At 43.3% G+C, this 25,952-nt stretch carries 25 protein-coding genes and 1 tRNA gene; 22 read left to right on the top strand and 4 right to left on the bottom strand.

Annotation, left to right across the window (positions count from 1 at the left end):
• Positions 1–31 precede the first annotated feature (31 nt).
• From MKZ12_RS20570 to MKZ12_RS20560, 3 genes are all read left to right on the top strand, one after another.
• Entirely contained in the window at positions 32–706 is a 675-nt protein-coding gene (locus tag MKZ12_RS20570) for a hypothetical protein (protein ID WP_339235839.1), read from the top strand.
• Positions 707–822: 116 nt separating this feature from the next.
• The gene (locus tag MKZ12_RS20565; protein ID WP_253439256.1) at positions 823–942 is read left to right on the top strand and encodes a YjcZ family sporulation protein; all 120 of its coding nucleotides are present in this window, start codon (positions 823–825) and stop codon (positions 940–942) included.
• Between the two features lie 159 nt (positions 943–1,101).
• On the top strand, positions 1,102–1,431 hold the full coding sequence (locus MKZ12_RS20560) for a DUF1904 family protein (protein ID WP_339235837.1): 330 nt from the start codon (positions 1,102–1,104) through the stop codon (positions 1,429–1,431).
• Positions 1,432–1,470: 39 nt separating this feature from the next.
• Here the strand turns inward: MKZ12_RS20560 and MKZ12_RS20555 are convergent, their stop codons facing one another.
• Positions 1,471–2,694, bottom strand: a complete 1,224-nt coding sequence (locus MKZ12_RS20555) for an MFS transporter (RefSeq protein WP_339256385.1) — start codon at positions 2,692–2,694, stop codon at positions 1,471–1,473.
• 648 nt (positions 2,695–3,342) lie between these two features.
• Here MKZ12_RS20555 and MKZ12_RS20550 point away from each other — a divergent pair.
• Both MKZ12_RS20550 and MKZ12_RS20545 read left to right on the top strand, forming a co-directional pair.
• Positions 3,343–4,491 (top strand): ATP-binding protein, encoded by a 1,149-nt coding sequence (locus MKZ12_RS20550; protein ID WP_339235832.1) that lies wholly within the window; start codon positions 3,343–3,345, stop codon positions 4,489–4,491.
• A 109-nt stretch (positions 4,492–4,600) separates the two neighbouring features.
• Positions 4,601–5,083, top strand: coding sequence for a NucA/NucB deoxyribonuclease domain-containing protein (locus MKZ12_RS20545; RefSeq protein WP_339256383.1), 483 nt, complete (start codon positions 4,601–4,603; stop codon positions 5,081–5,083).
• Positions 5,084–5,199: 116 nt separating this feature from the next.
• Here MKZ12_RS20545 and MKZ12_RS20540 read toward each other — a convergent pair whose 3' ends face one another.
• Positions 5,200–5,424, bottom strand: a complete 225-nt coding sequence (locus tag MKZ12_RS20540; RefSeq protein ID WP_339256381.1) for a hypothetical protein — start codon at positions 5,422–5,424, stop codon at positions 5,200–5,202.
• A gap of 207 nt (positions 5,425–5,631) precedes the next feature.
• Between MKZ12_RS20540 and MKZ12_RS20535 the strand changes: the two genes are divergently transcribed.
• The 4 genes from MKZ12_RS20535 to MKZ12_RS20520 all read left to right on the top strand — a co-directional run bounded on the left by MKZ12_RS20535 (position 5,632) and on the right by MKZ12_RS20520 (position 13,307).
• Positions 5,632–6,081 carry a hypothetical protein gene (locus tag MKZ12_RS20535; protein ID WP_339256380.1) on the top strand — a complete coding sequence of 150 codons (450 nt, stop codon included), beginning with the start codon at positions 5,632–5,634 and terminating at the stop codon, positions 6,079–6,081.
• A 235-nt stretch (positions 6,082–6,316) separates the two neighbouring features.
• Positions 6,317–6,402: transfer RNA gene (locus MKZ12_RS20530), tRNA-Leu, on the top strand.
• Positions 6,403–7,469: 1,067 nt separating this feature from the next.
• Positions 7,470–9,713 carry a hypothetical protein gene (locus MKZ12_RS20525; RefSeq protein WP_339256378.1) on the top strand — a complete coding sequence of 748 codons (2,244 nt, stop codon included), beginning with the start codon at positions 7,470–7,472 and terminating at the stop codon, positions 9,711–9,713.
• A 672-nt stretch (positions 9,714–10,385) separates the two neighbouring features.
• Positions 10,386–13,307 carry an insulinase family protein gene (locus MKZ12_RS20520; protein WP_339256377.1) on the top strand — a complete coding sequence of 974 codons (2,922 nt, stop codon included), beginning with the start codon at positions 10,386–10,388 and terminating at the stop codon, positions 13,305–13,307.
• A gap of 155 nt (positions 13,308–13,462) precedes the next feature.
• On the opposite strand, the gene MKZ12_RS20515 is transcribed toward MKZ12_RS20520, so the two are convergent.
• Positions 13,463–14,170, bottom strand: a complete 708-nt coding sequence (locus MKZ12_RS20515) for a helix-turn-helix transcriptional regulator (protein WP_339235822.1) — start codon at positions 14,168–14,170, stop codon at positions 13,463–13,465.
• Positions 14,171–14,419: 249 nt separating this feature from the next.
• Between MKZ12_RS20515 and MKZ12_RS20510 the strand changes: the two genes are divergently transcribed.
• From MKZ12_RS20510 to MKZ12_RS20490, 5 genes are all read left to right on the top strand, one after another.
• On the top strand, positions 14,420–15,640 hold the full coding sequence (locus MKZ12_RS20510; protein WP_339256376.1) for a MalY/PatB family protein: 1,221 nt from the start codon (positions 14,420–14,422) through the stop codon (positions 15,638–15,640).
• 254 nt (positions 15,641–15,894) lie between these two features.
• Positions 15,895–16,563: a uracil-DNA glycosylase gene (gene ung / locus MKZ12_RS20505; RefSeq protein ID WP_339235817.1), complete on the top strand. Its 669-nt coding sequence runs from the start codon at positions 15,895–15,897 to the stop codon at positions 16,561–16,563.
• 19 nt (positions 16,564–16,582) lie between these two features.
• Positions 16,583–17,002 carry a hypothetical protein gene (locus tag MKZ12_RS20500; RefSeq protein WP_315937091.1) on the top strand — a complete coding sequence of 140 codons (420 nt, stop codon included), beginning with the start codon at positions 16,583–16,585 and terminating at the stop codon, positions 17,000–17,002.
• A gap of 232 nt (positions 17,003–17,234) precedes the next feature.
• Positions 17,235–17,819, top strand: coding sequence for a TIGR00730 family Rossman fold protein (locus MKZ12_RS20495; RefSeq protein WP_339256375.1), 585 nt, complete (start codon positions 17,235–17,237; stop codon positions 17,817–17,819).
• 119 nt (positions 17,820–17,938) lie between these two features.
• Entirely contained in the window at positions 17,939–18,067 is a 129-nt protein-coding gene (locus MKZ12_RS20490) for a hypothetical protein (protein ID WP_255319930.1), read from the top strand.
• Positions 18,068–18,284: 217 nt separating this feature from the next.
• On the opposite strand, the gene MKZ12_RS20485 is transcribed toward MKZ12_RS20490, so the two are convergent.
• Entirely contained in the window at positions 18,285–18,551 is a 267-nt protein-coding gene (locus tag MKZ12_RS20485; RefSeq protein ID WP_091014158.1) for a hypothetical protein, read from the bottom strand.
• 231 nt (positions 18,552–18,782) lie between these two features.
• Between MKZ12_RS20485 and MKZ12_RS20480 the strand changes: the two genes are divergently transcribed.
• The 8 genes from MKZ12_RS20480 (at position 18,783) to MKZ12_RS20445 (ending at position 25,878) form a co-directional block, all read left to right on the top strand.
• Positions 18,783–19,520 carry a glycerophosphodiester phosphodiesterase gene (locus tag MKZ12_RS20480; RefSeq protein ID WP_339256374.1) on the top strand — a complete coding sequence of 246 codons (738 nt, stop codon included), beginning with the start codon at positions 18,783–18,785 and terminating at the stop codon, positions 19,518–19,520.
• A gap of 272 nt (positions 19,521–19,792) precedes the next feature.
• Positions 19,793–20,848, top strand: coding sequence for an iron ABC transporter permease (locus MKZ12_RS20475; RefSeq protein WP_339235807.1), 1,056 nt, complete (start codon positions 19,793–19,795; stop codon positions 20,846–20,848).
• 2 nt (positions 20,849–20,850) lie between these two features.
• Complete coding sequence (locus MKZ12_RS20470) at positions 20,851–21,882, top strand: iron ABC transporter permease (RefSeq protein ID WP_339235805.1); 1,032 nt, start codon at positions 20,851–20,853, stop codon at positions 21,880–21,882.
• 44 nt (positions 21,883–21,926) lie between these two features.
• Complete coding sequence (locus MKZ12_RS20465) at positions 21,927–23,642, top strand: ABC transporter ATP-binding protein (RefSeq protein ID WP_339256372.1); 1,716 nt, start codon at positions 21,927–21,929, stop codon at positions 23,640–23,642.
• 244 nt (positions 23,643–23,886) lie between these two features.
• Positions 23,887–24,216: a hypothetical protein gene (locus MKZ12_RS20460; protein ID WP_339256370.1), complete on the top strand. Its 330-nt coding sequence runs from the start codon at positions 23,887–23,889 to the stop codon at positions 24,214–24,216.
• A gap of 125 nt (positions 24,217–24,341) precedes the next feature.
• A complete protein-coding gene (locus MKZ12_RS20455) occupies positions 24,342–24,911 on the top strand; it encodes a DUF3221 domain-containing protein (RefSeq protein WP_339256368.1) in 570 nt (189 codons plus the stop codon).
• Positions 24,912–25,120: 209 nt separating this feature from the next.
• Positions 25,121–25,387 carry a DUF5071 domain-containing protein gene (locus tag MKZ12_RS20450; RefSeq protein WP_339256366.1) on the top strand — a complete coding sequence of 89 codons (267 nt, stop codon included), beginning with the start codon at positions 25,121–25,123 and terminating at the stop codon, positions 25,385–25,387.
• 53 nt (positions 25,388–25,440) lie between these two features.
• On the top strand, positions 25,441–25,878 hold the full coding sequence (locus MKZ12_RS20445) for an Imm8 family immunity protein (protein ID WP_339256364.1): 438 nt from the start codon (positions 25,441–25,443) through the stop codon (positions 25,876–25,878).
• Positions 25,879–25,952 lie beyond the last annotated feature (74 nt).

Raw genomic sequence — 25,952 nt, 5'->3', positions numbered from 1 at the left:
CCGGTTTTTATTATTGAACGGGGGATACCGAATGAAAATTATCATTGGACAACCCAGGCTGGAACAGCATCTGCTGCAGCTTGAAGCCGAACTTAAGCAACACCCAGATGCGGATATAATATTCTATCCTGAAGGTTATCTCAACCAGAATGTCGAAGACGCTTGCCGCTTGGCGGCTGAATACGGAACCATGATTGTATCAGGTCATCGCAGGTTGCAAGAACGTCCGAAGGACCGATCGATCATCATCAGTAAAGCTGGAGAGATTGTATTGGAGAAAGCTAAATATACACCTGCTGAGACGATCGTGGAACAGGGGTGGAAAATAAGCACGTTGTTGTGTGATGAGCTTGTCCTGCAAGGATTTTCCAACGAGAGTATAGGAAATGTGGATATTGTGATGCATTCCATTGGTGTGGGGATGTTCAGTGAAGAGCAGTACAGTGAGTGGGTTGAAGAGGCGAGTAAGATCGCCATGCAGCAGCATTGTATTGTCATGGGGACAAGCCATGCGGATGGTTCCTACCGCGACAGCGAGATCTCCATTCCAATTTCCTATTGTATAACACCTGATGGCGAGGTTGTTCTGGCATCCCGAAGTGATACACGTACTCGTACAATCCTTCTAGACAGAGGAATTACGGAGCCTTCATCTAAGGAATCAGAAGAAAAACAATTGAAAATCTCCATCGCCCCATCCAGTTAAAATAACGGGTATGAATCCAAGATGAATGGGCTGTTGAACTTGCCGATTCGCCCGGTCACTTGCACAGAATACGCATATGTTATGGCATACCTTGAAATTCAAAGGAGGCCAATCAAATGAGTCAAGTTGGATACGGTTGTGGCAATGTTGGTGGATTCGGTGGATGGACTTCTACAAGTGCGATTCTCGTGCTTTTCATCCTGCTCGTGATCATCACAAAATCTTTCTGGCTGTAAGTCACGTATAGTAACGTGTAAACAGTGGCTCCGCTGAGACTTCAGCGGGGCTTTTCCTATAAATAAGAAACAACATATGTCATCCATGACATTTGACAACTGAAAACAATGTGCTTAAAATCACATAAGAGACTATTAACAGAGATTGAAGGGATAGCAATGCCGTTTATTCGCTTTAAAGGATTTACAGGTCCTCAACTAGAGGAAGTTGTACCGCAAATTACAGAGCAGATGGCCCTTATTACTCATATTCCACGGGAGAGAATGAAGGCAGAGCGTCATGATGTACAAGCGCTAACACCTTCTCCGGCTTCTATAGAGATTTTGATGTTTCAACGTGATCAGGAGGTCCATAACCGGATTGCATCGTCGTTGCAGGCTATTCTGGAAGAAGCGTACATGCCGGATGTACATATTTTCTTCAACATATTGTCACCCACCTTGTACTATAAACAAGGCAAGCCGCTGACAGATTATCGATTGGATTGAGATTGTATGGGACGAGCAGAGGATGCTCGTCTTTTTGATTTACATATTTTTCGTATGTTTAGCAATGGGCTGGCTCCTGTGAACCGTGCCGAGTAATAATGAGCATATTGCAGACGCGAGGAATAAGGCTCCACCAATGAGGTACACCCATTGAACGCCCAGCTGATCAGCGGCTAGACCAAAGATAACTATGGACACACTCGTAACCGTGGAGATCAGGACGCCATGTGTGGCGTATACCTGGGTTAGAGATTCGACAGGGACACTGTTCTGAAGCGCTGTCTGCTGAGCCAGATTACGAATCTGATGAACTGGACCCATGATAATGCATAACACCAGAGCGAGCCATGGCAGGTTGTTTATACCATAAACGATGGTCAGCATGCTCAAGAGAAGAGAACACATGGTCATGCTAGCGATTAAATGCTTCCTAATCCGTTTGGCCAGTGCAAGAGCCAGCATACCTCCAAGCATGGTTCCAACAGCGTAACTCGAGTTCATAAGTCCCCACCAGCCTTCTCCTCGTGCCAGAACTTCTTTTGCAAAGGCCAGCGTTATAGCTCCAATCCAGATCGAACCCGCAAGTGCCTGGGCAATGTCCATAAGCGTGATCAGTCGTAATGTTGGATTCTTCCGGAGCATACTCCAGCCTTCCCTCCATTCGTGACGCGGTACATCAGATTCCTGGGATTGTTCTATACCGCGTGTGAGCGAGCCAAGGGCAATTTGGAAAATTAGAACGGCCCAGGACAGGCTTGTAGCTGCCCAGAAAGTCTGTGACGCCCCCCAGTTCATCACGGCGAATCCCGTCATGGCGTAACCGACAATGGTTACAGTCTGGTTGGAGAAAATGAGGAGGCTATTGGCTTTTGCAAGATCTTCTCCCTGAACCAATTGTGGTGTCAAAGCATTCAGTAACAGAGATTCCCATCCATTCAAAAAGGATAGTACGGCCATGCCGATCAATAGAAGCGGTAGCTGTGAAATTAAGTGACTCAATGAAATGGCTACACAGGTCATGATGAATGTTTTGGCTATGGAAATGCGGATCAATAGTTTGGAGAATGGGAAATGGTTCACAAGTAATGACAAAGTGAAACCTGCTGTTATATGTGTAATGATCTGAATTAGTGGAAACATTGCAGCATAGAGTACCGATCCAGTGTGACTGTAAATCAACGTAGTAATGACCATGATATATATGACATTAATAAGCGAGAGCAGCGTTTTGGCGGCCCAATACGGATAAAATGCGATGTTCATGCCAGTGATGTCCTTTCCGAAACGATATATCTATATTACGGGCATTGTCATCATTACACCACAAACAAAGTTATCATTTTCCCGTCATTTCAGCACAAAAAAAGAAACTGCCCAACAGGGCAGTCATCTTCTAATGGTTAACGTTCATGCCATAGTGAGTGTGAAGGCGATAAGTAACATCAGCAGGCTGGTCGTTCTTACCATCGTCATATAAGGCCTGCTGGGTTCGGCCTCACCGCGGAAAATCCAGCCATAGCGCAGATACCAGCCGAATTTTGGGAAACAGAAATTGATGATACAGAGTACCATGAATATAAAAAAGAGGGTTCTCATACCCATCTTCCTTTCTTACTTACATACATAACAATCTCATCTTAACGTTTACGTCTGGTAAAAAAGACTACGATCAAAATAATAATGATGATGATTAACAGAAATTTCATGCGTATTCCTCCTGATGACAGATAGGTTAATGTCGAATGTTAGTTATCAACTATTACCCATAAACCACACGACTTGAATAACTGTGTTACAATTAAAATATATTGTTCCAATATCAACACATACCATTTGGTTAGTTGTATCTCCATATAATGTACGAATACAGACTATATAAACATTAACGTGTGTGAGATGAAGGAGGAAGGCATGAGCCAACATAATCAACTCCCATTACAGTGGGAATTTATCATCTCGAAAGTGAAATCCTCCGTGACCGTGGTCGATGCTACCTTGCCTGAGCTTCCGCTCATGTATGTAAACGAACACTTTACTCGGCTGACAGGATACACGTATGAAGAGTCTGTAGGACAGAATTGCCGATTCTTGCAAGGACAGGACACAGACCCCGAAACAGTAATGCAGATTCGTGACGCATTAAAGAAACAGCAGTCCATTAAGATTGATATCTTAAATTATACAAAAAGTGGCCAGAAGTTCTGGAACGAACTGAATATTGATCCGATCTTTAATGAATCTGGAGAGTGTTTATATTTTGTAGGCATTCAATATGATATCTCAGAACGGAAGTATGCCGAACAACAGTTAAAATTCGCAACTTCCATGGCTGAGATGAACAGCAGAGGGCAATTGGAATTCATCGGAAAGCTGAATCACGAGCTTCGTACCCCGCTCAACGGCATTATGGGAATGATCGAACTTGCCAGTATGGGTGAAATTACGGATGAGCAGAGAGAATATCTGGAGCTTGCACGTCAATCGAGTGAGGCGTTGCTTAACATCGTTAACAATAGCCTGGATATGGCGAAACTGGGCAGAGGCAAAATGGATGTCGAAAACATTGAGTTTCAACCGCTGAAGCTGATTCAACAGATTGTAAAGACACATGAGCCTGCAGCGCGGAATAAACACATACGTTTGCTCTGTCATGCTGATCTGAATGTTCCCGATGTGCTTATCGGCGACCCGCTAAGACTTCGGCAGGTACTGGATAATTTGCTGAGTAATGCGATCAAGTTCACGGAACAAGGTGAAGTGCAGTTACAGGTGGATGTGAGGAAACAAATCATGGATACCATAGTTTTGGTATTCTCTGTGCGTGATACGGGAATTGGCATTCCTCAGCATCAGATCGAACAATTGTTTGATGCATTTACCCAGACGGACATCTCCCATGCGCGTCGATTTGGCGGAAGCGGGCTGGGGCTGACCATCTGCAAAGAACTGCTGGAACTGATGAATGGCCAGATTACAGTAGAGAGTACCGAGGGAATAGGTACACAGTTTGAGGTGACACTGCCTTTACTGCGCCAACAGGCCATTCCCAATGTAGGATAATCAAACAAGCAGGACAGCCGGGAGGTCTCGGCTGTTTTTTTTATTTTTTTTATTGTTTTGCGAACGGGCGTTCTGTTATAATGCTAATGTTGAATGGGGGAGACACAGCATGAGTAAGAGACGCACTGGACGAAAACGAAAAGGTAAACAAGGCTTCAAAAAGCAGTTACTGACACTGGTAGCGATGCTGCTGGTAGCCCTCTACGCCTGGGCGGGGGGAGAATGGCCGGAGGAGATACCTAACCCATTCGGAGGAACGAATAAGAGTGTAGACCATACCATTACGTTTCCTTCTGAGCGCTATCCCGAAACAGCCAATCATATTAAAGCTGCCATTAAGGCAGGGCATTCGGATGTATGCACCATTGATCGTAGTGGAGCTGAGGCCAATCGGGATCTATCACTCAAGGGTGTTCCGGTCAAAAAAGGTAAGGATCGTGACGAGTGGCCTATGGCGATGTGCGCTGAGGGTGGGACAGGTGCAGATATCCAATACATTACCCCGAAGGATAATCGTGGTGCAGGTTCATGGGTAGGGAATCAGTTAAGTACATATCCGGATGGAACGCGAGTGAAGTTTGTAGTGAAGTAACAAAAAGAGAAAAACCAGACGTGCATGCGTCTGGTTTTTTGGTATGATGTGCTGGCATAAATAGATTTAATTAACGTATCTATACGGGAACTAAGTTTCTAGGATTACAGAACCGACTATACGAGTTGCATTCCACTTAAATGATGAGACCGGATGCTTAACAGACGTGTAACATGTTCAACCTCATCAAACGGTATCCACAGACTTCCGTGAACGGTACGTAAGGAGAGAATCGATGTATCAGCGGTTCGCTCGGGATAACCGGTTACCGTCTGACCGCTTGTATTGCGAACCATGATCTGTTGTTTGCGCCGGATGGCAATTTCTACCTCTTTTTTCATAAGTCATTGCTCCTGATTATGAGATGTTAAATCCATATGTCAATGTTTTCAATGGTTAATTTGTCTTCTTTATCTAGTCTATCAGAACTAGGTATAGATTTCCAGAAGAGAAATCAACATTCTTCTAGGTGATTTGTCTTAGCTGTGGATGATCCGTTTTTGAATGGGGATTACGGGGTTATATTAGGGTAAAAGGAGGGGAACGGAATGACACAATTGATTATTGGGCTGGCCCGTACCGAGAACGAGGCTATAATCATGCTGAATAAGGCTAAAGAGGAAGGCATCAAGGATAAATATCTGGGAGCCGTGGCGAAGGAACAGCTTAATCTCGAGCTGGTGAGCGAGAAGACGGGGCTGCCCAAACCATTAAAAGGTGCAGGAACGGATGGTGCCTTTGGCGCGCTAAAAGGGATATTGGCTGGTCTGGGGAAACGGATGGATCAGACGATGTCGATCGGAAAAGCAGTACGCAGGCTCGCTGGTAATGAGATTGGGAGTGAGACCGATGATTTGGTGCTTACACTGACTGAAGCGGGGATCTCGGAAGAAGACGCACGGTATTATGAAGATTGGTTGTTAAAGGACCATATCTTGGTTATCGTGGAGTGCAGTGAGGAAGAGGCGGCCCGTGTTCGACCGATTTTACTTTTTTAGTTTAATTTAAGGCTGATTTTAGGTTTCTTTAATGTTGGGGAGGTATTCTTATCTCACACCTCCCTTAATATAGATTGGTTTACCGGAAGTCCGGGACCGCAACTCGGACTTTCTAGGCACTGTGAGCTGACGCTTACAGTGCCTGTTTCATTTTTTTATTATTTTTAATAAAAGTGTTGCAAAGTTGATTAGTTCATGGTAAGATATTTCTTGTCGCCAAGAAATACATAATTCTGCCGGGGTGGCGGAATTGGCAGACGCACAGGACTTAAAATCCTGCGGTAGGTGACTACCGTACCGGTTCGATCCCGGTCCTCGGCATCAGTAGAACAAGGGTTTCAACTCGTTAGAGTTGGAACCCTTGTTTCTTTTTAAGATGGTTTGCTAACGTACTTTTTTTGTACGCTCGGAATGATGCTTGAACCGGCTTTACGGTGAACGATTCTATCTTATTCCTTTAATTCAAGGATTCTGTCACGCTCCATTATCAGTCGCAGGATTTCTGCTCTAATGACTTCTTTATGACAGGTAAATTTGAGTTTTCGTTGTGGGTGAACGGAACTGTTGTGGACCATCTTCGTAAGTGCTTCTCGAGATTTCTCTGTATCTGATTTCTTCTCCGTTTCCCGTACTCGTCCTTAGGTTCAACAATGATGTACCAGTATTTATTGCGTTTGCATAAGCTGCCTTTCAAGTGCTTGGACCTTCTATGATTTAATTGGATATGAAAAAGACAGGAGTGTGGTTGCCTCTGTCTATTGTGAATCAAGTGAATTGATATTTCCTAACTGACTAGAATTTTGTTCATCGACAAATTAAAAATAATATAGGAAATAATTTGGGAATGTGATATATTTCTGGTGTGAATTCATATTTTCATTTAATTTTGGATGGTTTATGAATACTGTGGATGATGAGATGACATTAGAATAACTTTTTTGTCTTTTTGATGAGATATATACCGATGGTATATTCTGTGTTGATGAATTTGGGGATTTTAAAATGTTCATAGTAGGGAAAATGACTCCTCTGCGTCATTGTATTTTGATTCCGGTTGAGAACATAAATGTATTAGGCAAGCAAGGGGAGATATTAGATACATATTACAAATTTTATGCTTTATAAACAAGAAAACGTATCCTTGAATACGCATTGATCAGAAAATTCCCACGATCAACGATCATGATAAAATTGGCCGGCGTTTTTTTTGCATTCTGAGGGGAAGTTAGGTGCTCAAAGCAGGAGTGTAGAAAACTTTTGCAGATTTCAAGTTCCTGAAATAAGACTCTTTAAGCGAAGGACAATCATTCAAAGAGACTATAGAGATGTTAAATATCTATGATGATCACAGAGTTACATAATGAATCTTTTAAGGGGAACGTAAAAACATGAAAAATATTATCGCTTCTTTGGTGTGGGAAATATCGTTTTTTTTAAGAACAGCGTTTAAAAGACATATTAGAAGTGTTTTATTTAATGGAATTATATTAACAGTTATAGCGAGTTTTATTTATTTATCTAGAAGATTCAGCTTGAGTATTTTAGATAACATGGAATTATTAGATCAGATAACTTTAACTATTTATATACTTACCTTGTACGGGATATTTTTTGCTTTTTTGCAATTCATCCTTACTATTGTTAATAATAGCAAGAATGAATTTTGGGGTGTCAATAAATTAGCTTTTTCATTTTTTAAAAGACGTGTATACTTAGTGACAAATAGTTTTTTGACTAAGTTAATAATTATTATACTTGTTATTCTTCCTATATTGGGTGTTTTAGTTGAAAAGATCGCAATACAACTGAAATTTTATTTTCAATTTGAGGTATACTTACATAATTTATGGCAATTTTGCGTATGTTATTTAATTATTCTTTTTGGATTTTTACTAATTCAATCAATAAGCATGATGTTCATAATTTTTGATATAAGTCTAAATTATGATTATAGAATCAAATATAAAATCAAAGTGGAATTTTTTAGGAAATCGATTTATTATATTAGGAGAGATTCATTTTGGGAATATTTTAAATATAAAGCAAAATTAGTAGAATCAGATCAACTTTTTGATTTCACAAAATCTATTTTTGAAAAAGTACTTTCAATCCTTACTAAGGATATAAGCAAAAGTCGATATAATTCAAAAAAAATGGATAAACGTATTGGATATTTTGTGAGATTTATGAATAATAAATGGAGAAATTTAAATTATTTAACCGTTATTGAAAAACTTAAGCTTCTAGATAATGAAGTTAATATTATTAATACATTTAAAAGATCTTGTATTGAAAACGAAGAAAGATTTAACCAAAGCTTAAAATGGGTTAAAGACGTACTTAGACCTTTTTATGATTTAGCAGCACAAATTGAATCAAGTGACGAAATTAGTGAATTTATGAGAATTTTAAATAAAACTCAATATTTCAATAATATTGATAATACAAGTAATAACTCTTTTAATGACAAGATTTCTTTAAATCAAGTTATATGTTCAATGATGGACTCAATTCACAAAAATATTGAGAACTTTAATAAAGATGAAATACAAAATATGAAGTCTGTTTATTACAATGGCATTGATAAATACCAAAAAGAAATATTTAAATATTCATATAATCATACCTTAGAAAATAACAACAAAAATAAAGAATTTTTAAAGTTTATATTTTCGTTGCTTAATACCAAATATCTTTATTCTTTTATATGTTACAAAATTTTACATACAGGGTCTGGATATGAAATAGAAATGCAAGAAGAAATATTATTTTTTAAAGAATTGACCCGAAATAGTCCTAGTATACTTGAAAATGATAACTCACTATCTGAAATAGGTGAGATTGTAGAATCAACCAATATTGGGCACAGAGTTAAGGCTGATTTGATTTATTGGATTTTGAAAAATATAAAAAATAACCTTACGAGTGACTTGGTTACAGAAATTGACAAGTTTAATTATTTGAGCTACGTTAAATTTATCAAACTTAAATTTATATTATCAGAATGCTCCTTGAATGATGACTATTTTAAGAATGTGCAAACTTGTGACCGGTATCTAGAGATATTAATTAAACCGTACTTAGGATATGTCTCTTCAAAGTTATTTCTACTTGAGAATCAGTTCTTTTACTATCATCACGAAATATTTATGGAAAAATTCAAAAATTTATTCATTCAGTTTATCGAAAAGGACTTCTTGTTAAATTATAAATATAGATTCAGAAGTATTATTCTATATTTATTAAAAGACGTATCTGATGTGAAAAATTATTTCCTGGAAAAAAAGTACATAAAAACATTTGGTGAGTCCACTTGGATCGAAGATCATATTATTGATTTTATTATTCTTGTTTTTGACGAATATGAGTATCGTGCAGTTTTATCAAAAGACTCATTGGTTATAAGTTCTCTAAAAGCCAAGATTGATAGATTGCACAAAAAAAATGAGCTAAATAAATATTTTGAAAATTTACTCAACCCTATTAATCAGTGTTACAGATTAAATAGGTATTCTGAGTCAAAAAAATATCCTGAGTATGTGTCATATTTTTTGGAAAACTTCCAATCGATATTGTCGAACAGTAATCCTGAGGAAAGTTTTGTATTTCCCCAGTTTTCCCCATTTGTTTAGTAATCCGGTATGGTTCCATTTACACAGAAGTATATTTCTTCTGCATTGCCATATACTTCCTGAAAGTAGCGTACTTGGAACATAAAGAAGAGTCTATAACCCATATGGTTAAAGAATTTTTGACCGAGTGTCCTACAATGTAGACGCACAGGACTTAAAATCCTGCGGTAGGTGACTACCGTACCGGTTCGATCCCGGTCCTCGGCATCTTAAAAAGAAAGCTCGCATGACGCTTGTTAACCAAGCTGCATGCGAGCTTTTTTTTTTGTTCTTTAATATGAATGTGATATCATAGCTGACCACTTCACCATGCAGTTCATAAACATAAACACTGCATAATACATATCAGAAGGTACATTTATCTGACTTTTATGAAGAGACGGAACAATGGTGTATACTATCCATAGGCATATATTACCTTTACTTTGCTGAACGATATAAGTTCAACTACACATTTACACGATAACGGAGAGGACAGAAATAACCTGAAGAAGTGAAGCGGGCGCCTTTATCCCCGGATTTTCCCGTTTAATAGGGAATCAAAAAAATCTGGGGATAACAGCGATCGGAAGGTTGTTCTGTCATCGGAGTGCCTGTGTAAATAACCATATTTGAACTTATGTAGAGTCACAAAACCAATAAAACAATCTTATGGACGGAGGACTCAAGTTTATGTTGAAACAGCTTAAGCCATACAAGGTGTTACAGGAGCGCAGAATTGAAGAACTGAAATCGGATGCGTATCTGTTGGAGCACCAGAAATCCGGAGCCAAAATCGTACTTTTGTCCAATCAGGACGACAACAAAGTATTCAGTATCGGTTTCCGCACACCTCCGGAAGATGATACAGGGGTAGCCCATATCCTCGAACACTCCGTGCTCTGTGGGTCCAAGAAATTTCCGGCCAAGGATTCTTTTGTTGAGTTGCTGAAAGGTTCATTGAATACATTCCTTAACGCCATGACGTATCCCGATAAGACGATCTACCCGATCGCGAGTCGTAATGATCATGACTTCCATAATCTGATGGATATTTATCTGGACGCGGTATTGAATACGAATATTTATGAGAATGAAAAGATATTTTTGCAGGAAGGTTGGAATTACAATCTGACCTCGGCTGATGATGAGTTAACTTACAACGGAGTTGTATATAACGAGATGAAGGGCGCCTTTTCTTCACCGGAACGTATGGTGCGCAGAGAAGTGCTGAACTCCCTTTTCCCGGATACCACATATTCCTCCGAGTCTGGCGGATTCCCGGAAGCTATTCTGGATCTTACCTATCAGGGGCTGCTGGATTTCCACACGAGATACTATCATCCTTCCAACAGTTACATCTATCTCTACGGGGATATGGATATGGAAGAGAAGTTGCAATGGCTTGATGAGAACTATCTGAGTGCATATGATCGAATCGAGATTGATTCGGCTATCCAACTTCAACCTGCCTTTGGAGAACGGGTAGACACAGTTAAGACTTACTCTGCGGGAAGTACGGAATCCGAAGTGGATAATAGCTTCTTGACCTATAATGCGGTGATTGGCACAAGTCTGGACAAGGAACTGAACATTTCGTTCCAGATTTTGTTATACGCCTTGCTGAACGCCCCGGGAGCGGTATTGAAACAGGCGTTGCTGGATAAAGGAATTGCGAAGGACGTCTATGGTTCGTATGATGACAGCCTGTATCAGCCTGTGTTCACGGTGGGACTGAAGAAGAGCAATCTGGAGAGCAAAGAGGATTTCCTGGGAACGGTCCAAGAAGTGCTTGAGCGTGTGGTGAAAGAAGGCTTCGATCCTAAGGCGCTCCTTGCAGGCATTAACTCGTATGAGTTCAATCACAGAGAAGCAGACTATGGCAGAATGCCGAAGGGTCTGATCTACGGATTCTCCTCCCTGCAAAGCTGGCTGTACGATGAGGAGGCACCATTCACTCATCTGGAGGCTAATGACGTATTTGCTGAGCTGCGGACAAAAATGAACGAAGGTTACTTCGAGCAACTGATTGAGAAATATATTTTGCAGAACACACATACTTCCTTCGTAGCGCTTACCCCGGATAAGGGGCTGAACTCACGCAAGGAGGAAGCGTTGAAAAAACGGCTGAAAACCATCCAGGCCGGACTTAGCGAGGAAGAAGTTCAGACACTGATTCAGAAAACGGAAGCACTCGCCGAATATCAGAATACACCTTCAACCAAAGAGCAGCAGCAGGTCATTCCGACGTTATCGATTGAAGATATTGAACCGAAGGCCTCTACGTTGCATCAAACGGTGAACCAGGTCGACGGCACAACCATTCTGCACCATAACCTCTACACGAACGGGATTGGTTATCTGAGACTGCTGTTCGATATCAAAGAAGTGCCACGTCATCTGCTGCCGTATGCAGGATTGCTGAAAAATGTACTGGGTTACGTGGATACTCAAAACTACTCCTTCAATGAATTGTCCAATGAGATTCATATCCATTCGGGCGGTATTCATAGCGGGATTGGATCGTATGCCAACGCGCATAAGCACAATGAATTCAAGGCTACCTATGAGTTCAACGCAAAAGTGTTGTATGACAAGCTTGGATTTGCCTTTGACATGATCCAGGAAATTGTCTTCACATCCCGATTCGATAATTCGAAGCGATTATATGAGATCATCTCTCAGATGAAAGGTAATCTGCAACGTAATCTGATCAACAGCGGACACTCTGCGGGAATTGGACGGTCTTCGTCCAAACATTCAGCCGTAGCGGATTTCAGAGAAGCGGTAAGTGGCATTGCCTTTTACCAATGGCTTGAGGATCTTCAAGCGAACTTTGAGGCTAGAAAAGAAGAGTTATCTTCCAAGCTGCAAGAGTTGACGGGGTATATTTTCAGACCGGAGAACTTGCTTGTTAGTTACACTGCCGATGAGCAGGGATATGAAGGACTGGAGCAACAGGTATCCGATCTGAAAGCGAAGCTATTCACACATGAGGTTGCCAAGGAAGAGTTTACGTTCCTACCTGCTACTCATAAGGAAGGATTCCGTTCCCCGTCAGAGGTGCAGTACGTGGTGCAAACGGGCAATTATATCGACAAAGGATATCAATACACGGGTTCGTTACGGGTCTTACAGGGCATCCTGTCCTTGGATTACTTGTGGACCAATATCCGCGCCAAAGGCGGAGCTTATGGCTGTATGTCAGGCTTCAGACGGAACGGAGACAGCTACGTTGCATCGTATCGTGATCCGAACCTCGCTAAAACGTACAAAGTATATGAAGAGATACCGCAATATTTAACCGATTTCCGGGCAGACGAGCGGGAAATGACACGTTATATTATTGGTGCGATCCAGGATCTGGATACGCCGAGAACCCCTTATGGCGAAGGGGCATTCTCTCTGGAGTGTTATCTGTCGAATGTGACTGAAGCGGATCTGCAACAGGAGCGGGACGAAGTATTAAGCACGAAGGAAAGCGACATTATCGGTTTTGCTGCGCTCTTATCAGACATACTTGAACAGCAACAGCGCTGTGTGATCGGTAATGAGAACAAGATTGAGGAACAGAAGCAAATGTTTGACGAGACGCTGGATTTAATCAAAAACTAAACGTTAGTCTCGCTGATTTTCGATTCAATAGGCGTCAAATGCATAAGGCACTTTTATGAGCTGGTTTAACAGCTTATAGAAGTGCATTTTTTAACGGGTAGCAATGAGGTGCGACTATCCCCTCCCATATGAGAATGGTTGACACGCTGCATTATTCAAGTGACAGCAAGCATGTTGTATATTTTTAAAGTCCGCAGATCTTCCTTTGAGATTTTCAATTCATTATACAACTCCTGATTCTCGGGCAGCGGGGTTCTGGAGAATAACATTTTGAGCGCGATCGGCATGAAAGGTCTGAAGGAGACACCAGCCATCAATCCCCATTTTTTCTCCGATTCCTGAAAAGATGCCAGAATATTAATATATAGATTCTCCAGCGGCGTAGCCTGATTTTTCAAAATTAGCGTGGTGAGTGTATCATAATGCTCGGTGTGGCCCCAGTACATATTCTCGCATTCTTGATAGTTCTCAAAATCCTTCACATTCATATACATCACGGTGCGATAACGGTTGGCATCCGATTGAGCTATCATGTCAATGACACAACGAATGAGACTGTTGTTACGCCCGTCATAGAAGTAGGAATAGAAACGGGTGGAGTTCTTGAAAAAGCTGGACGGGACCGCATTCATCAAGGGAGAAGCGTGTCTGGGCTCTTGGTACAAGAGTTGCTCCACCTGAATGTTGAGCGCGTTCGCAATATGATGTAATGTGACCAGATCAAGTGTAATATCTCCGCTCTCATATTTGGACAGGGTGCCCTTGCTCTTAAAGATCTGATCCGCCAGCTGTTGGATGGTCAGTCCCCGCCACTTCCGAAAGTTTCGTATTTTCTTGCCAACTTCCTGATTGATATTGTTCATAACCGGTTCTCCTTATGCAATGTTTCTTGAGAGTACGTGAAAATGATGAAAGTCATTCATAAAAATGATGTTATATGAGAAATATATCACTTTCTCGACAAAAAACCTATTCTGAGGAAACAATAAACTTTATTTGTTTCTTCAGGATAGATTGTATTACATTTGATGCAATTTCTACGTCATGGAATAATAGATCTCATACAACATGAACCGACAATGAAAAGTTGAGCAGACAGAGGAGCAGAAGCTATGAAATATGACTTTGATGAGATTATAGATCGCACAGGAACAAATGCCATGAATACGGATGGATTCCGTCAATATATTTTTAACGCTTCAGAAGATATGACATTTCCATTTAAGGACGAAGAATTCATTCGCATGTGGATTGCAGATATGGAGTTCGCCACACCTCCCGAGATTCTAGATGCAGTGAAGGAACGTTTGGACCGCAGAATTATGGGTTACTCCCAGGTGTTTGATCCGGCATACTATGAAGCTGTCTCGAATTGGATGAAACGGTACTATGACTGGTCCTTCCCGAAGGAGCATTTGGAGACCTCAAACGGGATCATCCCCGCTTTGTATGAACTGGTGGAGTATATCTGTCAATCGGATGAGAAAGTACTGATTGTTACCCCGTCTTATGGTTTCTTCAAGTCAGCTGCGGAGCATAATGATCTTGAACTGGTATGTTCAGATATGCACAATGAGCAGGGGCGTTACTCGATTGATTTTGAGGATTTTGAAGCCAAGGCCAAGGATGAGAAGGTAAGGGTATGTATTTTCTGCAACCCCCATAATCCGTCTGGACGCGTCTGGACAACGGAAGAGTTACAACGGGTGGGTGAGATCTGTCTGAGGAACAATGTATGGATTATTTCGGATGAAATTCACTGTGATCTGCTGCGGACTGGCAAAAGACATACGCCACTTGCGAAGCTGTTCCCGGATACGGATCGAATCATTACATGCATGTCTCCGAGCAAAACATTTAACATGGCTGGTCTGATGTTCTCCAACGTCATCATTCCGAATAAGGCACTTCGAGACATCTGGCAGGCACGCCATTATGGTTTCAAAAACCCACTGAGCATTGCTGCTACGCAAGCGGCATATGAAATGGGTGATGAATGGCTGAAACAGTTAAAAAGTTATCTCGACGCCAATTTCACCTGCGTGGAAGAGTATGTGAAGCAGCATCTGCCACAGGCTGTCTTTCACATCCCGGAAGCCACATATCTGGCCTGGATTGATATCTCGGCATATGCTCCCCAAAATGTAAGTTTACCGTTATTCTTCGCAGAGCAAGCGGGTGTATTGATCGAAGATGGTCACATGTTTGTAGCGAATGGTGAGGGCTGTATTCGGTTGAATCTGGCTTGTCCGCGTTCTGTCCTTCAGGAAGGATTACGGAGAATCAGTAGTGTGCTTGTAAAAGAAGTTGAAGAGGTGCCCGTTCAAGTATAACGTCATCAAGTCATCCGAAAAAGTCATCTTGCAACAACGAGGTGACTTTTTCGGATGATTATACTGAACGCAGCAAGAACAAGGTTTAATTTGAGGTGAACGTATACCCTGATGCACGATTCTGGTCTGCTGTCCCCGGTTATGTTAAAATGGTGGATAGTCTATGAGTTGCATGACATGCGGCTCTCAGAAGGAAGAGCCCGGTAGTTGGGCTGCACGTAATTGCATTCATCAGGGGAAAGGAGCCTATACATATGTTTGGAAACGATTGGGACAAGGTGCTACAGGAAGAGACGGAAGCCGAATATTTTAACAAAATTCGTTATACCCTCGCCGCCGAGTACAAGACGCAGACGGTCTTTCCGCCGAAAGAAGACTTGTTCTCCGCACTGAAGCTGACGCCATATCATCAGGTTAAGGCCGTTATTATTGGTCAGGACCCTTATCACGGTGCGGGTCAGGCTCATGGATTAAGCTTTTCGGTTAGACCGGGGGTACGCGTACCTCCTTCTCTGAAAAATATATATAAGGAACTTCAGGCCGATCTGGGCCTGCCAATTCCGAATCACGGATCTCTGGTCCACTGGGCTCAGCAGGGGGTTCTGTTATTAAATGCTGTTCTCACGGTTCGTGAAGGTCAGCCGAACTCGCATCAGGCATTGGGCTGGCAGACGTTTACGGATGCTGTCATTCGCGCGCTGAATGAACGTTCAGAGCCAATGGTCTTTATGCTGTGGGGCAGTCATGCCCAGAAGAAAGGTGCATTTATTAACAGGGACAAACACCTGGTACTGGAGTCTACACATCCCAGTCCACTGGCTGCGCATCGCGGATTCCTCGGCAGTCGTCCCTTTTCCAAAGCCAATGAATTCTTGACCTCCAAAGGTATTGAACCGATCGATTGGAAGATACCTGAAAACTAGACAGATGGAGGTGAGAACATTGCGACATTGGATAGGACGAAAAGTAGCGGTATATCGTGCAACAGGCATACGGGAGCCATTGAAGGGAACGCTGGTCGAGTGGGATGAAGAAGCGGAATGTGTGCGGATCGGACCGAAACGGATTAAGGTGTCGTTTGACAATATCGCAATGATCAGACCTCTTCCCGAAGAGAGTCTTCCCTTAAAGAAAGCACGTTCTGAAGTGCACAAGGTTGGATATGTGATGAAAAAGGCGATTCAGTTCGAAAATGCAATCTATTTCAAGTCACAGGTTATGATCTGGCGCCGGGCCAAAATTGTAGCGTTATGCACGACGATTCTGCGTCATGACGAGGATCAGGTTGAACTTGCAGATGGTCGGGTTCTTCGTAAAGACAAGCATATGTTTGTCGTACGTTCACGCCGTGGCATACGTTAGATATACGAAGATTTAATACTCATTTCATGCAAAAATCATACGGATTTAATGTTTGTTCTGTATATTAGGTAGTAACAACCCCTTCTAAATTGATGTGTACTGAAATGGGAGCCCGGCCGGCTGCAAACGGTCGGGTATTTTTTTGTCCATGGGTTCTGTTAACCTGTTGTACATACCCATAACATTCATGTTGTATACTATTAAGATAGATCATGAGAAGGAGTGAAATCCATTGAAACGTATAGCTGTTTTTGCAGGCTCCAATCCGGGAAATCACCCCGATTATACAGAGAAGGCTGTTCAACTGGGCAAACAGATTGCCAATAGTGGGTATGCGCTGGTTTATGGTGGTTCTTGCATGGGTCTGATGGGTGCAGTAGCTGATGCTGCTCTTGAGCAAGGGGGAGAAGTAATCGGGGTTATGCCTACGGGATTATTCCGGGGTGAGGTTGTTCATGGAGGGCTCACACAACTGATTGAAGTGGGAACCATGCATGAACGCAAGGCTACGATGGCTGAATTATCCGATGGCTTCATTGCGCTTCCCGGAGGTATGGGTACATTTGAAGAACTATTCGAGGTACTGTGCTGGGCACAGATCGGCATTCATCGTAAGCCTGTTGGCTTATTGAATGTCAACGGATATTATGGACCGCTGATGAAGATGGTAGAACATAGTGTACAGGAGGGATTCTCTAACACCTCGCATCTGAGTCTGTGGAGTCTGGAATCGGATCCGGCTGAACTGATCAAGCAAATGTCATCCTATATTCCTGCAGAGTTGACTCAGAAGTGGTCACAACTTAACGGGAAATGAGTGCATAAGAAGAATGCCTGTACCCAATCACTCCTCGGGAGAATTTTCGATCTGCCCAAGCAAGTTGCGCTATCGGACATAGTCTATAGTGTACTTTGATGAAGAGGGGAGTGTCACTGATGAGCGAACTCAAAGGTACAGGTTACGGGTATTGCGGAGGCTTCGGTGGTGGAGCATGGACATCGACAGGTGCAATTCTTGTATTGTTCATTCTGTTGGTTATTATCTCACGCACATTCATTCTGTAATTCGGTCAGTATCCCGGGACGGGAATGAAGTTGCAGAGGCAGCGCCCGAATAAAAATGACCTTTCCATAGAGACGCCGGTATATGCCGGCGTTTCAGGGGAACGGTTTTTTGACATTTCCAGAATACGTTGAGTAATTGAAAAAGCAAAAACCTGCCCCTGAATAAGTTCAGAAGCAGGAGAAAGCCTCCTGAGCCAATAGCTGCGCAACAAGCAGTCTACACTACCACAGCAGTTTGATCCGGAACACTTAACGATTTCCAGGCGATATATAGCCCGATGGCAGCTGCAATTAAGGATAGTATTGCTGCAACAATAGCCAGCTGATCCAGTGTACTTGATGAAGTGGAGTTAAAAGAACGCTGATTAGCCGTCTTGCCGGATTTGTTTTTGATATGGACAGATGATCTGGAAAGCCTGGAAGCCGACTGTAACTGGGATGTGTGAGCACGCGTAGGTATCGATTTTTTCTTTGAGGGATTCAATAGTCAACCTCCTTATAGCGGAGTTCGGTGCTTCCATCGTTCATACTATGTTATGTCGATTTTCAGATTGAGTTCGCAAAAATGAGTGAATCCCCAGCCCGTTAGATAATCAACTTGGCCGCTAGTGTTAGCGAAGCAGGCAACCCATTATACGCTCCGTTAATACAGGTCTAACAAACTGTGTTTATAGTGATGATCATAGAGTGAAGCTTGAACACAGGAGGCGCTGGAATGAGGAACGTGGAGATAATTGCCCATCGCGGTGCATCTGCCGTATGCCCGGAGAACACGATGAGTGCTTTTGAACGGAGTCTGGAGCTTGGAGCAACAGGTATTGAAACTGATGTGCAGATGACAAGTGATGGCAGACTGGTACTGATTCATGATGAGACATTAAGCCGAACAGGCGGCGCAGAAGGCTGGGTTAAGGATACAACTTACGATCAATTGCGCACCCGGGATGCCGGATCCTGGTTCCATGCCGATTTTGCCGGGGAGCGTATTCCTTCGCTGGAGGAGTTATTCAAGCTCGTACAGGGGAAAGGAACGCTGCTTAATCTGGAATTGAAAAATGGTATTGTGAGTTATAAGGGGATGGAAGAGAAGGTTATACAGGCGATCCGGGACTGGAATCTGGAGCAACAGGTCGTGCTGTCCAGTTTCAATCATGCTTCGCTCGTGAGATGTAAACGTCTTGCCCCGGAGATCCGTACTGCACTTCTATATATGGAAAAGTTGTACCGTCCCTATGATTATGCCGCCAAACTCGAAGCTTCCGGCCTTCATCCCTACAAGCTGGCAGTCACACAACAAGATGTTGCCGCTGCACTGGCCCATGGCATTATTACCTATCCATTTACAGTGAATGATCCTGCCGAGATGCAGGCCATGATAGACATGGGTGTGCAAGGAATCATTACCGATGCTCCAGATGTCCTGGCCTCCTTAATTAAGGTACCAGCCCGTTAAACGAGTCTGTTTTTTATATGTTCTACATATGTAATGACAAGGCTGTGTTCGAGCTTTTTGGCTCCTACATGGCCTTTTTGCGTGTGAAATTATGTGCAAATCTTCATATATGCATTAAACATGTCCTATTTGTCCATTGCCAGAGCCTATAGATTCACTTACAATGGTCTATGGGAATGAGAATCAATATCATTAAAGTTTGGTATTTATAGAGAGGTGATTGTTATGTACATAGGTTTGAAGAGCTCCACTCATAACGAGGGTGGGCGCGTATGAGTTCACAAGCTTCACCAGAAAAACATAATCCGGATTCACCCACAGCGAAGATTCACACTCGTCCGTGGGCAGCCACACTTATTCTTACAGGGGGAATTTTGCTACTCGCTCTGGGTATGGCGTTGTCCATTTCTTTTGGCGCTGCTGATATTAAGCTTAGTGTAGTCTGGAAAGCCATCTTTGATTTCAATCCGGAGTTGACCCCTCACCAGATCATATGGGAGATTCGGTTACCACGTATTCTTGGAGGAGCCATGGTGGGTGCATGTTTCGCTGTGGCTGGTGCAATCATGCAGGGCATGACTCGTAACCCGCTGGCCGATTCAGGTCTGCTTGGGCTGAATGCGGGAGCTGGATTTGCGCTTGCAGTTTGTTTTGCTTTCTTCCCAGGATTGCCATTTATGTATATCATCATGTATTCCTTCCTTGGGGCAGGGCTTGGTGTCCTGTTGGTGTATGGTTTTGGTGCAGCTTCCAAATCGGGTCTAACACCACTACGCCTTGTGCTTGCAGGTGCAGCAGTATCAGCGATGTTGTCGGCACTCAGTGAAGGGATTGCATTGTATTTCAGAATTGGACAAGATCTGGCATTCTGGACAGCCGGTGGTGTAGCGGGAACGAAATGGTCTCAACTTGAAATCATGTTCCCATGGGTACTCGCGGCACTAATCGCAGGTCTTCTTATCTCCCGTTCCATTACTCTGCTTAGTCTCGGAGAAGATATTGCGGTGGGCTTGGGGCAACGTACGGGGCTGATCAAGCTCATAGGTCTGATTGTTGTACTGATTCTTGCGGGTACGGCTGTGTCGGTGGTTGGTGCGGTTGGTTTTGTAGGACTCATTATTCCCCATCTTACGCGGAAGCTGGTTGGAGTCGATTATCGCTGGATTATCCCATGTTCCGCTGTGATGGGTAGTTTGCTGCTTGTATTTGCGGATCTGGCTGCACGTATGATTAACCCGCCGTACGAGACACCAATTGGCGCATTGGTTGCCCTTATCGGGGTACCATTCTTCCTATATCTGGCACGTAAAGAAAGGAGGACTCTGTAAAGATGGAATCCTCAACAATAGTTGGAGCAGAGCGCAAGAAGAGAACCAAAAGTACGATTGTTCTCATTGTACTTGCCCTATTAATTATTACGGCTTTTGTAGTGAGCATGAATACGGGTTTTACCAAGCTGTCGCCGCTTGAAGTGATGCGTACCCTGTTTGGTGGAGGCACGGCGAAACAGGAATTGATCCTGTTTGAATTCCGTTTGCCACGTATTGTGATTTCGGTGCTGGTCGGAGCAGGACTTGCGTTATCAGGTAGTATTTTGCAGGGGGTATCTCGGAATGCACTGGCAGATCCGGGGATCCTCGGGATTAATGCAGGTGCAGGTCTGGTCGTTATGTTATTTGTTTCCTTTTTCCCGACAACGACAGCAGCGCCGGTATTTCTTTTGCCTATTCTGGCCCTGATCGGTTCCGGTTTTGCTGCATTTCTGATCTACGTTCTCTCTTACAAAAAAGGAGAGGGCATCCTGCCTACGCGTATGTTGCTTACAGGGATCGGGGTAGCTGCGGGAATCAGTTCTGCCATGATCGTGCTTACCTTACGGCTTAGTCCGGAAAAGTATCAATTTGTAGCAACCTGGATGGCAGGCAGCATCTGGGGTTCAAACTGGAAGTTTGTAACGGCTCTACTACCGTTTCTTATCATTCTTGTACCGCTTGTTCTGTATAAGGCACGAGTATTGAATGTGCTGAATCTGGGTGACCAGACTGCCAGCGGACTCGGGACCCCGGTTGAGCGTGAGCGACTTATTTTGCTTGCCGCTGCTGTAGGTCTTGCCGGCTCATGTGTATCTGTGAGTGGGGGAATCGGTTTTGTGGGGCTGATCGGGCCGCATTTGGCGCGTCGTCTGGTGGGTCCAAAACATCAATTCCTGTTACCTGCATCGGCCCTGATCGGTTCATTGCTCGTACTGGTTGCAGATACCTTGGGTCGTGTCATCCTGCAGCCTTCTGAGATTCCTGCGGGTATCCTGGTTGCCATTATTGGTGCGCCATACTTCCTGTATCTCTTAAGCAAGACGAAATAGAACGTAATCATTGTTGTGTGATTGCATAAGGAGGACTTGAGTCCATGCTTCGCCGTTTCTTTGCCTATTACAGGCCTTACAAAAAGCTCTTTATTCTTGACTTTAGCTGTGCGATTCTGGTCGCGCTGCTTGAACTGGCTTTTCCACTGGCGGTCAACCGGGTAGTTGATGATCTGCTGCCAGGAGGACGCTGGGACTGGATTCTATGGGCGTGTCTGGCATTGCTCGGCATCTACTTCCTGAATTCCTTTCTGAACTTCGTAGTTACCTATTGGGGACACAAGCTGGGGATTAACATCGAGACGGATATGCGTAAAAGTCTGTTTAATCATGTGCAGAAGTTATCGTTCCGTTTCTTCGATAATACGAAAACAGGACACCTCGTGTCCCGCATGACTAACGATCTGATGGATATCGGTGAGATTGCCCATCATGGTCCAGAGGATGTATTTATCGCGGTGATGACACTGATCGGTGCATTCAGCATCATGATGAGCATTAACGGAAATTTGGCGGTGTTAACCTTTATCATCGTGCCACTGATTATTTATCTCTCGCTCTACTTTGGCAGCAAGATGTCCAAGGCATTCAGCCGAATGTTCGGAGATATTGCCGACTTCAACGCTCGTGTAGAGAACAATATTACAGGTATCCGTGTTGTTCAGGCTTTTGCCAATGAAGAGCATGAAAAAGCACAATTTGCAGTAAACAACGGTCGTTTCCGTCAAACCAAACTGATTGCATACAAAATCATGGCCTGGAACTCCTCTGTCAGTTACATGCTGATGAAGCTGGTATCCCTCTTTGTTCTGGTATGCGGAACATGGTTTGTCATTAACGGCAGCATGACTTACGGTCAGTTCATTGCATTTATCATGTTGTCCAATGTGTTCCTGACACCCATTCAGAAGATCAACTCGGTTATTGAGACGTATCCGAAGGGGATTGCAGGCTTCAAACGATATACAGAGCTGCTTGATATGGAACCGGATGTGGAAGATCGTCCAGGGGCTGTATCGGTATCCCATTTACGTGGAGATATTCGTTATGAGCAAGTGACCTTTGGTTATTCGGATCAGGAGCCTGTGCTCAAAGGTATCAATCTGAGCGTGCAAGCTGGCGAAACGGTCGCTCTTGTCGGTCCATCCGGGGCGGGTAAAACAACGTTGTGCAGTCTGCTGCCGCGATTCTATGATGTGCTGGAAGGTTGCATCACGATTGATGGGCAGGAGATTCAGAATATGACGCTGGATTCCTTGCGTAGTCATATCGGAATTGTACAACAGGACGTATTCCTCTTCGATGGAACCATCCGGGAGAACATAGCCTACGGTAAGCTGGATGCATCCGAAGAAGAAATCTGGATGGCTGCCAGACGAGCACAGATGGAGTCTTTGATTCAATCGATGCCGGAAGGGTTGGATACGTTGATTGGTGAACGCGGCGTGAAGTTGTCCGGTGGACAGAAACAGCGTTTGTCCATTGCCCGCATGTTCCTGAAAAACCCACCGATTCTAATTCTGGACGAAGCCACATCCGCGCTGGATACAGAAACGGAAGCAGCCATTCAGCAATCGCTGGCTGAGCTGTCCGAAGGCCGGACTACACTGGTCATCGCTCACAGGCTGGCAACGATCAAAAATGCGGACCGCATTATTGTAGTAGCCGAACAAGGCATTACGGAGCAAGGACGTCATGAAGAATTACTCGCAGCAGGTGGGGTCTACAGCCGCCTTCACTATGCGCAGTTTGGCGCGTAACCTGTTCGATGTAGATTTAACAATGCTAAAATGAGATGTAATGCCATCGTTCATGACTTGGAAGGAGTCAGGACGATGGCATTTTTTTCTGTGATGTGAATAGGATGTAGGTCTGGGGTGCTGAATTGTGTCTGCCTGTGATCATCTGTGATCAGGGGACATGGAAACGGGTAATAATAATCAAGTCTCAAACTTTACTTGGCTAATATACTCATCATTATGTATAGCGTAGGAGGCGAACGAGATGCAGATGAACGATATGTTGAAAATTCTTATAACCTGTCTATTATTTATTCTGATCTGGTGGCTTCTGACTCAAGGGATTCGCAAACTTTCCAGTACTCGTGCGGGGTCCTGTTTACGACGCTGGGGTGGATGGTCCATTGGACTTCTCATTGTTGGCGCTGTGCCGCTTGGTTTTTCGCTATTCACAGAGATCTTTGATGAACGCCTGGATGCCAACATCGGGTTAGGGCTTGCCATGTTATTTGTCTGGGCCTACTGTGCTGTCTTGTTATGCGCAACATTGGTGGTCTGGGGCAGGTATGTGTACAAAAGGGATATAAGGAAGTGAATATTTGGGTTGATCGTGCTAGGCGCGTCAAAAATTTAAGGGTGAGCCAAAGGCTGTATTTGCAACAATGAACTGATATGGAACGTTAAATTTAGGAAGAGGTGTTGTTAAAAGGGGGATTACATATGATCAATCTTCGTCAAGTCGTTATGTTGCTCTCAACCCTAATCGTATGCCTTACGGGATGTTCAGGACATATTGAGTGCAACTCCGAGCAGGCTCAAGCCAATGCACCGAGTGAAGATGGATTTACTGGTTATGTGGTTGATCGTAAAGACGATTCCATTCTTGTGGTTGATCCCGCCTACCGAGATAACAGTTCCAATGGAGGAGCCGATCGATATTATCCGGCAAAATGGTTCTCCAATTCACCTGATCCACAGATCGGCTCCTATGTTGAAGTCTGGACGGATGGAGGCCCGGAAAATCAGCCCTATCCTGGACAGGCCAGAGCAGAAAAGATAGCGGTATCTTGTCCAAATACGCCAGACGGTGCCCATCTAAGTGAGGCAGACGCCATTCGGGGTGGACTATACTCACCAGATGGAGAAAAATTACGTGTTCCTGTGATTGAGGATGTACAATTTGATCAGGATGCAGGAACGTGGACGATTCGCATGATAGATGCGATGTCAACGACGAAGAATCAAGATCGGATTGATATCAGAGTAGAGGATGTAGAGCCAGAGGAGTAACAAGAGGGAGTATATCATTATGTAATATAGATGAGAAAGGAAAATTAAATGGATATGAGGTCGCGTCTTCCCCGCGACAAGTTTGATTTTGAAGCAGTTAGCGAGTTAAATGAATTTAGTAATGAAGAGTTGAGAAACAGTATTCCAGAACTTATGCAGTGGTTGCAAGACGGGAATTGGCCAATCTCTAAGCCGGTAGAGGATCTATTATGAGATTGGGGGAGGACATAATTCCTCATATTAAGGATGTGTTGCAAACCCAAGATCCACAGTGGGAATATTTCATTTTGGTCGGACTAATTGATCGATTGCCTGTATCTCATCCCAGTATGCTACAGACGGATCTGGTAAGGATATTGGAGTCCCCTACACATGACGAGATACTAGAGGAGTTGGATGAGGTTATCGTGGAGCTTTTGGAAAAGATGAAGGGAGACCAACGAGAGGTAAGTGGAGATGGGAGTTTGCATACATAAAAACTGGTGCAACAAGAAAATTGAAGAAACTAGATACCTAAGAGGGGCGAAACGTGATTAAACTGATTTTGAAAGACCTTATTATTACTGGAGATCCGAATATCCATGGCAAGTTACAATTCACGAGATCTGAAGATATTGGAGACGATTTTTACTTGTCAGGTACAGCCTGTATTGGGACGGAAGATTCTGAAGGTGAGGATAATTTTGATTTTACAATCATAACTCCGAAAGCTTTAGAAAAAGAACTTAGAGATGGAACAGATATCGTATTAGGTGCAAGGCACTTTATTGTTAATAAACTGGATTTCGAATTAATATCCGAAAAAATAAATCAAATTCTTATGAAACAGCAAGGAGAAACCTGGGAAGTTGTAGTTAAAAATCTTGCCCCTTATTTCAGTTGGGAATATACAGATTCTATACGATTAAATAGTGAGGAAGAGCTATGGCAGATGATCAACAAACATTCCATTGAAGACGCTGATTAAGTTAAAAATGAGAATTTAATTTACCTTCAAAATCACCTTACGCGGATTGTTGATGGATTAGAAGACAGTAAAGC

The sequence above is a fragment of the Paenibacillus sp. FSL R5-0713 genome, assembly GCF_037973325.1.
In the GTDB taxonomy this organism is placed as follows: Bacteria; Bacillota; Bacilli; order Paenibacillales; family Paenibacillaceae; genus Paenibacillus.
This window is presented reverse-complemented; position numbering and strand designations above follow the sequence as displayed.

Bases quoted from the DNA above. Each gene is read 5' to 3' on its own strand.
- MKZ12_RS20570 (WP_339235839.1), top strand. From the start codon at position 32: ATGAAAATTATCATTGGACAACCCAGGCTGGAACAGCATCTGCTGCAG.
- MKZ12_RS20565 (WP_253439256.1), top strand. From the start codon at position 823: ATGAGTCAAGTTGGATACGGTTGTGGCAATGTTGGTGGATTCGGTGGA.
- MKZ12_RS20560 (WP_339235837.1), top strand. From the start codon at position 1,102: ATGCCGTTTATTCGCTTTAAAGGATTTACAGGTCCTCAACTAGAGGAA.
- MKZ12_RS20555 (WP_339256385.1), bottom strand. From the start codon at position 2,694: ATGAACATCGCATTTTATCCGTATTGGGCCGCCAAAACGCTGCTCTCG.
- MKZ12_RS20550 (WP_339235832.1), top strand. From the start codon at position 3,343: ATGAGCCAACATAATCAACTCCCATTACAGTGGGAATTTATCATCTCG.
- MKZ12_RS20545 (WP_339256383.1), top strand. From the start codon at position 4,601: ATGAGTAAGAGACGCACTGGACGAAAACGAAAAGGTAAACAAGGCTTC.
- MKZ12_RS20540 (WP_339256381.1), bottom strand. From the start codon at position 5,424: ATGAAAAAAGAGGTAGAAATTGCCATCCGGCGCAAACAACAGATCATG.
- MKZ12_RS20535 (WP_339256380.1), top strand. From the start codon at position 5,632: ATGACACAATTGATTATTGGGCTGGCCCGTACCGAGAACGAGGCTATA.
- MKZ12_RS20525 (WP_339256378.1), top strand. From the start codon at position 7,470: ATGAAAAATATTATCGCTTCTTTGGTGTGGGAAATATCGTTTTTTTTA.
- MKZ12_RS20520 (WP_339256377.1), top strand. From the start codon at position 10,386: ATGTTGAAACAGCTTAAGCCATACAAGGTGTTACAGGAGCGCAGAATT.
- MKZ12_RS20515 (WP_339235822.1), bottom strand. From the start codon at position 14,170: ATGAACAATATCAATCAGGAAGTTGGCAAGAAAATACGAAACTTTCGG.
- MKZ12_RS20510 (WP_339256376.1), top strand. From the start codon at position 14,420: ATGAAATATGACTTTGATGAGATTATAGATCGCACAGGAACAAATGCC.
- ung (WP_339235817.1), top strand. From the start codon at position 15,895: ATGTTTGGAAACGATTGGGACAAGGTGCTACAGGAAGAGACGGAAGCC.
- MKZ12_RS20490 (WP_255319930.1), top strand. From the start codon at position 17,939: ATGAGCGAACTCAAAGGTACAGGTTACGGGTATTGCGGAGGCTTCGGT.
- MKZ12_RS20480 (WP_339256374.1), top strand. From the start codon at position 18,783: ATGAGGAACGTGGAGATAATTGCCCATCGCGGTGCATCTGCCGTATGC.
- MKZ12_RS20475 (WP_339235807.1), top strand. From the start codon at position 19,793: ATGAGTTCACAAGCTTCACCAGAAAAACATAATCCGGATTCACCCACA.
- MKZ12_RS20470 (WP_339235805.1), top strand. From the start codon at position 20,851: ATGGAATCCTCAACAATAGTTGGAGCAGAGCGCAAGAAGAGAACCAAA.
- MKZ12_RS20465 (WP_339256372.1), top strand. From the start codon at position 21,927: ATGCTTCGCCGTTTCTTTGCCTATTACAGGCCTTACAAAAAGCTCTTT.
- MKZ12_RS20460 (WP_339256370.1), top strand. From the start codon at position 23,887: ATGCAGATGAACGATATGTTGAAAATTCTTATAACCTGTCTATTATTT.
- MKZ12_RS20455 (WP_339256368.1), top strand. From the start codon at position 24,342: ATGATCAATCTTCGTCAAGTCGTTATGTTGCTCTCAACCCTAATCGTA.
- MKZ12_RS20450 (WP_339256366.1), top strand. From the start codon at position 25,121: ATGAGATTGGGGGAGGACATAATTCCTCATATTAAGGATGTGTTGCAA.